The organism is Caldisericota bacterium, assembly GCA_034717215.1.
In the GTDB taxonomy this organism is placed as follows: Bacteria; Caldisericota; Caldisericia; order Caldisericales; family Caldisericaceae; genus UBA646.
The window spans coordinates 1-6522 of the sequence record JAYELD010000128.1 but is presented as its reverse complement, the minus strand read 5'-3'; the positions used below and the strand labels follow the sequence as shown (position 1 = coordinate 6522).

The following is a 6522-nucleotide window of genomic DNA, read 5'->3' as shown; positions in this document are numbered from 1 at the left end:
CTTCCTCTTCTATTAAATTCATTTTATCGCCTCTTTAATCTTAAATAAGCCGTCCAACAGTATATATTGCTGTATAGCACTTGTCAAAAGTGCCTGTTTTTTTTCTAAAACCACATTATACATTTTGTGTAATTTAGATCTATCAACAAATACAAATTTATCTGCAATAAACCCAAGAGCATCTACATTAGTTATATGCTCTGTATCGTGCAATACAGATACAAAAAGAATGTCTTGTAATAATGTTGAAAATATATCAAAAAATTCCTTTGCGTTCTTCGTCGAACTGTTGCCACTTAAAAATTTGTTCCATTCCTCCAGAAGTTTTGAAACAATAACTTCATCTAAAAAAAATCTCAGTAAGTACTCAATAAATATTTTTCTTTTTTTAAGAAAATCTTTTGAAGAAAACAATTCAATTTTTTCCATGCTTCCATTAGCCATTTTTGAGACAATTTCGGCATCTTCATCTGATAAACCAGTCTTTTTAACAGCTTCCTGAATAAAAGCAGCGCTAATTGGCCTGAATTTTAGCTCTACTGCCCGCGATCTAATTGTTTCTGGCAGCAATTCTGTCATTTCTGCAATAAGAATGTTGACAGTACGCTCCGGAGGCTCTTCAAGATATTTTAACATACTACTAAATGCCTCGGGGGTGCTCTTGTCTGAATTGTCAATAATATTCACTCTATATCCGTTATTAGCTGGAACAAATGACGCATTTATCATATTACGAGTATCTTTTATACTCACAACATCCATATCTCTACCTATAACAACCACATTTGGGTGCACGTTGTGCTCTATCGCAACGCAGCTCTTGCACTTATCGCAACAATCGCCAATGCTATTTGCACAATTCAATGCTTTAGCAAACATTGTCGCGGCAAGAAAACGGCCAGTGCCTTTTCTTCCAGATAGAAGAAGCATGGGAGGAATTCTATCTTTCCTTAAAATATTTTTCAAATACCTGACAATATGATCCTGCTCTTTAATATCTGCAAACGCCATTTTTTTTAAATGTTTCTACCCGTTCCTTTATGTATTTATAAAAAGTTTCATTTAATACATTTTCGTAAGAAATTTTAAAATGCTGGTATGGTTTACCTGTTACGAATCTATAATGCGAGTCAATGGCAGTAATATTGCTATCTTTATCAATTCTCAAAAAATATCTCTGGGAAGAGTCAGGAATTTTATGTTCTGCTCCACTTGGGATCGAGACAAGATAGATGAAAGAAAAAACATCCTCATCTATAATGTTGAGTAAAGAAAAATTCTTTTTTATGTTAAAAGCAAGCTCGCCATCCTGTTCGATAAACTTTAGTGAAAACTTATCAAGCGTATCAATAGCATCTGCAAGATAAACACCTAAGGCAACACTTGCACTATATAACAATCCACCCGCAACAACTGCTGAATCATCTGATACCCCTAAACCTTTCTTGTGTCTTATATACTGGAAACGGATATCTGTGTGGTTGAGAAAATCCGCCTTCTCCGGGTCAGGAATAATTAATCCTTTCTTCACGTATTCATCTAGTTTATCTTCATGCTCTCCATGGGCAAGAATCTCTCCGTTCAAGCGCATTTGTTCCATTCTATTGACGTCAATAAGATATGGTTTCCCTCCTCCCATATTAATATGGAACCTATCATTTGTCTTTTTTCTTGCATCAAAATCATCCATCAATCCGCCTAAATACAATCCTCTCAACACATCAGAAGCATTTACTTCCCATTCTAAAAATAAAGGACAACGCATCAATGGCTCGCCTTTCTCATTTACAAGATGTGTCAAATTCTCACCGCTCATTACATGCTCAGCATACTGATAAATTTCATCAATTAACATCTGCCGTCCTGAACGCACGACAAAAACATCTCTTCCTAACGCTTCTACGATATCGCTAAGAGTTGTATCAACAAATTTCCTTCCTTTAAATGCACCATCTCCATTGTGAGCGTGTCCTTCGATTGTCTGCATAAAAAGTAAATCTTCTACTACTGGATCTGTCAAAAGATCTTCTTTTTTATGCATTCCTTTAAAATCCTTCCATATTAAATCTTGCGGTGCTATCTTCATCTGTTACCTCCATTCACATAAACTATACTAATTAATATATCTACACCGAATCAACTAAAATACAAGCTTTAAGCAATAGAATAAACCGTCTCTTTCTTTTCACTTATTTTACTTTTTTATTATACAACAAAAATCTAATAATTAATAATTTATTTTGTCTTGTTGTATTTATAAGAAACATTTTGACTCTAACCTCTGAAGAAAAAACTTAACCATCCAGAAAATTTATCTAAAAATAGAAATTTAAAAACTTATTCACGTATGTAACTTCTACGAGGTCTCTGAAAAAGTGGTAAAATAACTCAAAATGTCATGCTAAACTTGTTTCAGCATCTAATAAAATCAGGTGTTCTGAGACCCTGAAATAAATTCAGGGTGACAAAATAGGGGTTTTTCAGAGACCTCCCTACAAGATATTGACAAAAGAGCAACTTTTTAATAAGCTCTTTTAATAATTCCTCCTCCAAAAACATAATCACCATCGTACAAAACAAGGCTTTGCCCGGAAGTTACAGCAAATTGAGGGACATCGAACTGCACAACTACTTTATCTCCATCCTTTCTCAAAATACAAGATGCTGCTTTTGCGTGATATCTCGGTTTACCTGTAAACCTTCTTTTAGTAAAATCCCATTTTTCTATAAAATTCACACAACTAAGTTCGGCGGTTCTAAAAAAACATTCTTCCCTCTCTCCTAAAAGGACAATATTTTTTTCTGTATCTATTCTCACGACATAAAGAGGTGTAGAATGAGAAATATGCAACCCGCTTCGTTGCCCTACGGTATAAAAATACGCGCCGTTATGTTTTCCCAGTATTTTCCCTTTTGTACTAATAATCTCTCCTTCTCTTTGCGGAAGATATTTTTCTAAAAAAACTTTCACCTTGCCAGGAATAAAACACACATCCTGACTTTCGAGAGGCAATACTGGAATCTTAATTTCCTCGGCAATTTTATATACATCTCTCTTTGTAAAAATCCCTAAAGGAAAGATTGTTTTCTTTAATTGCCACTGTTTTAATCTCCATAACATATATGATTGGTCTTTCTCTTTGTCCACACCTGCTTTCAAATGCAACCTATCATTTTTCTCGATAATTGCATAGTGCCCGGTTGCAAAAAATGAGCCTTTAAAAAGCTCTTCCGTTTTTCCCAATCCAAAACCAAACTTAATTTTTTCATTGCAAAGAACACAAGGGTTAGGAGTAAAACCATTTTTGTACTGATTGATAAAATCCTGTATTATTTCCCTGTTGAACTCCTCGTAAACATCCACAACTTTAACAGGAATATGAAGCATCTTTCCTGTGGTTATAACAGCATTAAAATTGCAGCATTTCGAAACTTCCTCAGATTTTTCAACTGTATTAAAAAGAACGCCTATTACATCCCATCCTTCTTTTTTAAGCAGATAGGCAGCAACTGAACTATCTACCCCGCCACTCATTCCTACGATCACTTTCATACAATTATTTTACCAAAAAACATATATATAAAAAACAAGCTACAGCAGCATTAAAAAGATAAAATAATAATTCATTTATAAGAGTTGAAAAAAATGATGTAAATGATAAAGTATTATTACATTATTTTTAAGGATAAGAAGGTTAAACAGTAGATGAAAAAGCTATACAATATGATGCGAAGAAAACCAGATCCACTAAACGGTTTAATTGTAGAAGAACTCTTTATCTTAGGATTACCAGTAATACTTGCCAATTTTGCCCAGACTCTATACAATATTGTTGATGCATTCTGGCTGGGTAAAGTAGGAAAAGCAGCCCTTACCGCGCCAACAATTACATTTAACGTAGTATTTATCTTTATTGCATTTTCAATGGGAATATCAGTCGGAGGCTCTACACTTGTTGCTCAGTATACAGGTGCTAGACGCAGTAAACAAGCAGAAAAAACAGCCGGCACAACAATTTTCCTTATGATAATTTTAGGCATAACCTCAGGGATAATAGGATTTCTCTTTGCTCCTTCAGTTCTTCGCCTTCTCCATACCCCGTCTGACGCATTTGCCTCAACACTTACCTACATGAGAATAATTTTCCTGGGAATGCCATTCATGTTTGTGTATCATGCTTTTCAGGGAGTTATTCAAGGAAAAGGAAACACCATTACCCCGATGAAGATTGTGTTCGTTTCTATTGTTATCAATATTATTTTAGACCCGATTATGATTTTTGGTATAGGAATGCCCAAAATGGGAGTAATGGGCGCAGCAATTGCAACAGATATTTCACGCGTCATTGCCGCATATATCGGCTTGAGATATCTCTTCTCAAAGAAAAGCGAAATCCCACTTAAAATAAAAGACATTTCGTTTAACAAAAAACTTGCAAAAAAGATATTTCATATAGGGTTGCCCCTTTCATTTGGGCAAATGGCAACTTCAATTGGTTTTACAGTACTCATCAGTATTGTAAATATTTTTGGCTCTGCTGTTATAAGTGCATTTGGTATTGGAAACAGAATGATTTCTCTGCTTAATATGCCTGCAATGGGCTTCTCGCATGCTGCAACAGTAATGGTGGGACAAAATATGGGAGCAGGAAATGTAGAGCGCGCAGAAAACATCGTGTGGAAAACCGTAATAATTATCGCTGCCTTCTTATTTAGTGGAGCAACTCTTACATTTTTATTCGGAGGTGGAATTGTACGATTTTTCATTAACGACCCCGAAGTAATAAGTATTGGAATAAATTTTTTCAGGATAGCATCTTATTCTGTACCGTTTTTTGGTATTATGTTTGCATTTAATGCAGCTTTCAGCGGATCAGGTCATACTTTTCCTATTCTTGTTCTAAACACAGCAAGACTCTGGGCTATTCGAATACCCCTTGCATATTTGTGGGCAATAAAAATGGAAATGGGGCCTAACGGTATCTTTTATTCAATGGTTATAAGCAATATTGTTATTTCTTTATTAGCATTTATATGGTTCAAAACAGGAACATGGAAGAAGAAAATCATCACGAAAAAGGAAGTGCTTTCGCTGGAAACCGAGCCTAAAGATATGGATGTACACTAAATATAAAAAATTCAGGGCATATACTTGCGCTATGCCCTGGACAAAATTGCACCAAAAAATTATTAAGATTATCTATATTTCCGTATTAACCCGACTTTTTCATTAAATTCTTTAATTTTTTCGTCTAAGTCCCTAAATGAATTAAATTTATCTTTCCAATAATTATCATTAAACCACTGTTCGTCTAGCTCTTCGACAGTTTTCCCTTGCTGCTCTATCCATGTAAAATACTTAAGATTATGCATTCGCTTTTTATCCCAGTAGGAAAGCTCTAACATCCAATCAGTAGTTACCCCCATTAAATATCTTTCAAAATCTTGTGCCGCATCAATTTCTCTGTATGCTCCATACTCCTCTCTTAATTCTGCTATTCTAGAACCATACAGTTCCATTGAATCTGTCGCAACGGTAACAACAATGTCATTTCTGTCCATCTCAAAGTATTTTGCCATTTTTATCGCACCTAAAATATTTGCAATAGAAGAAATGCCAAGCAAGTCAAGTTTATCTACAAGCTCAAGGTTAACTCCTATTTTTTTAAGATACGCTCTTCCTTCAGGTTCATTGAAAAGTCTTATAATATGCATACAAGCTTCATCATCGATACCTGCTACCATATCGATATTTTTTACATCAAAAATCCAGGGAACATGCTTATCACCAATCCCTTCAATCCGATGTCCGCCGAAGCCATTATTTAAAAGAGTAGGACACTGCACTGCTTCGCCTGCACTAATCTTAATTGTTGGGAATTTCTCCCTGAGGTAGTTCCCGCTCCCAAGCGTTCCAGCAGATCCTTGTGTAAGAAAGAGTGCTGAAAGACGTTGATTTCCTTTTCTCTCATTATTATATATCTCTTCCATTGCAGGACCAGTTACAGCATAATGCCAGATCGCATTTCCAATTTCGTCAAACTGGTTCAGAACTACAATCTCATCAGGCCTTTCTTTTTTTAATTCCTTCGTCTTATCAAATACTTCTTTTACATTGCTTTCCACTCCAGGCGTAGCATAAATCTCTGCTCCTACTTCTTTTAACCATTCAAAACGCTCTTTGGACATACCTTCGGGTAACACTGCAACACTTGGACAGGAAAGAAGATAAGAATCATACGCACCTCCACGGCAGTAATTACCAGTCGACGGCCATAATGCTTTTTGCCTTGTCGGATCAAATGCACCTCGTACAAGTTTTTCAACAAGCGGACCAAATGTTGCGCCAACCTTATGAGCACCAGTGGGGAAAAATTTTCCAACCAGAACAATAATTCTTGCTTTTGTACCTGATATTTCTTGGGGGATTTCAAGATAATTTATCCCGTTAAATCTTCCGCCAAATCTTACAGGCTCATTTTTCCAGGTAATTCTAAAAAGATTTCTTGGATTAAGATCCCA

At 35.5% G+C, this 6522-nt stretch carries 5 protein-coding genes; 1 reads left to right on the top strand and 4 read right to left on the bottom strand.

The features are described from left to right. Positions 1-18 precede the first annotated feature (18 nt). The 3 genes from U9Q18_05365 to mnmA all read right to left on the bottom strand — a co-directional run bounded on the left by U9Q18_05365 (position 19) and on the right by mnmA (position 3553). On the bottom strand, positions 19-1011 hold the full coding sequence (locus U9Q18_05365; protein MEA3313786.1) for a hypothetical protein: 993 nt from the start codon (positions 1009-1011) through the stop codon (positions 19-21). Beyond that, entirely contained in the window at positions 992-2086 is a 1095-nt protein-coding gene (locus U9Q18_05360) for a hypothetical protein (GenBank protein MEA3313785.1), read from the bottom strand. The genes U9Q18_05365 and U9Q18_05360 overlap by 20 nt, the downstream gene beginning before the upstream one ends. Before the next feature lie 435 nt (positions 2087-2521). After that, positions 2522-3553 (bottom strand): tRNA 2-thiouridine(34) synthase MnmA, encoded by a 1032-nt coding sequence (gene mnmA / locus U9Q18_05355; protein MEA3313784.1) that lies wholly within the window; start codon positions 3551-3553, stop codon positions 2522-2524. Positions 3554-3706: 153 nt separating this feature from the next. On the opposite strand from mnmA, the gene U9Q18_05350 reads away from it, so the two are divergent. Beyond that, positions 3707-5128, top strand: a complete 1422-nt coding sequence (locus tag U9Q18_05350; protein MEA3313783.1) for an MATE family efflux transporter — start codon at positions 3707-3709, stop codon at positions 5126-5128. A 68-nt stretch (positions 5129-5196) separates the two neighbouring features. On the opposite strand, the gene U9Q18_05345 is transcribed toward U9Q18_05350, so the two are convergent. Beyond that, positions 5197-6522, bottom strand: a 1326-nt coding sequence (locus U9Q18_05345) for a pyridoxal-phosphate dependent enzyme (GenBank protein MEA3313782.1), incomplete at its 5' end; no start/stop codon positions are given.

Bases quoted from the DNA above. Each gene is read 5' to 3' on its own strand.
- U9Q18_05365 (MEA3313786.1), bottom strand. From the start codon at position 1,011: ATGGCGTTTGCAGATATTAAAGAGCAGGATCATATTGTCAGGTATTTG.
- U9Q18_05360 (MEA3313785.1), bottom strand. From the start codon at position 2,086: ATGAAGATAGCACCGCAAGATTTAATATGGAAGGATTTTAAAGGAATG.
- mnmA (MEA3313784.1), bottom strand. From the start codon at position 3,553: ATGAAAGTGATCGTAGGAATGAGTGGCGGGGTAGATAGTTCAGTTGCT.
- U9Q18_05350 (MEA3313783.1), top strand. From the start codon at position 3,707: ATGAAAAAGCTATACAATATGATGCGAAGAAAACCAGATCCACTAAAC.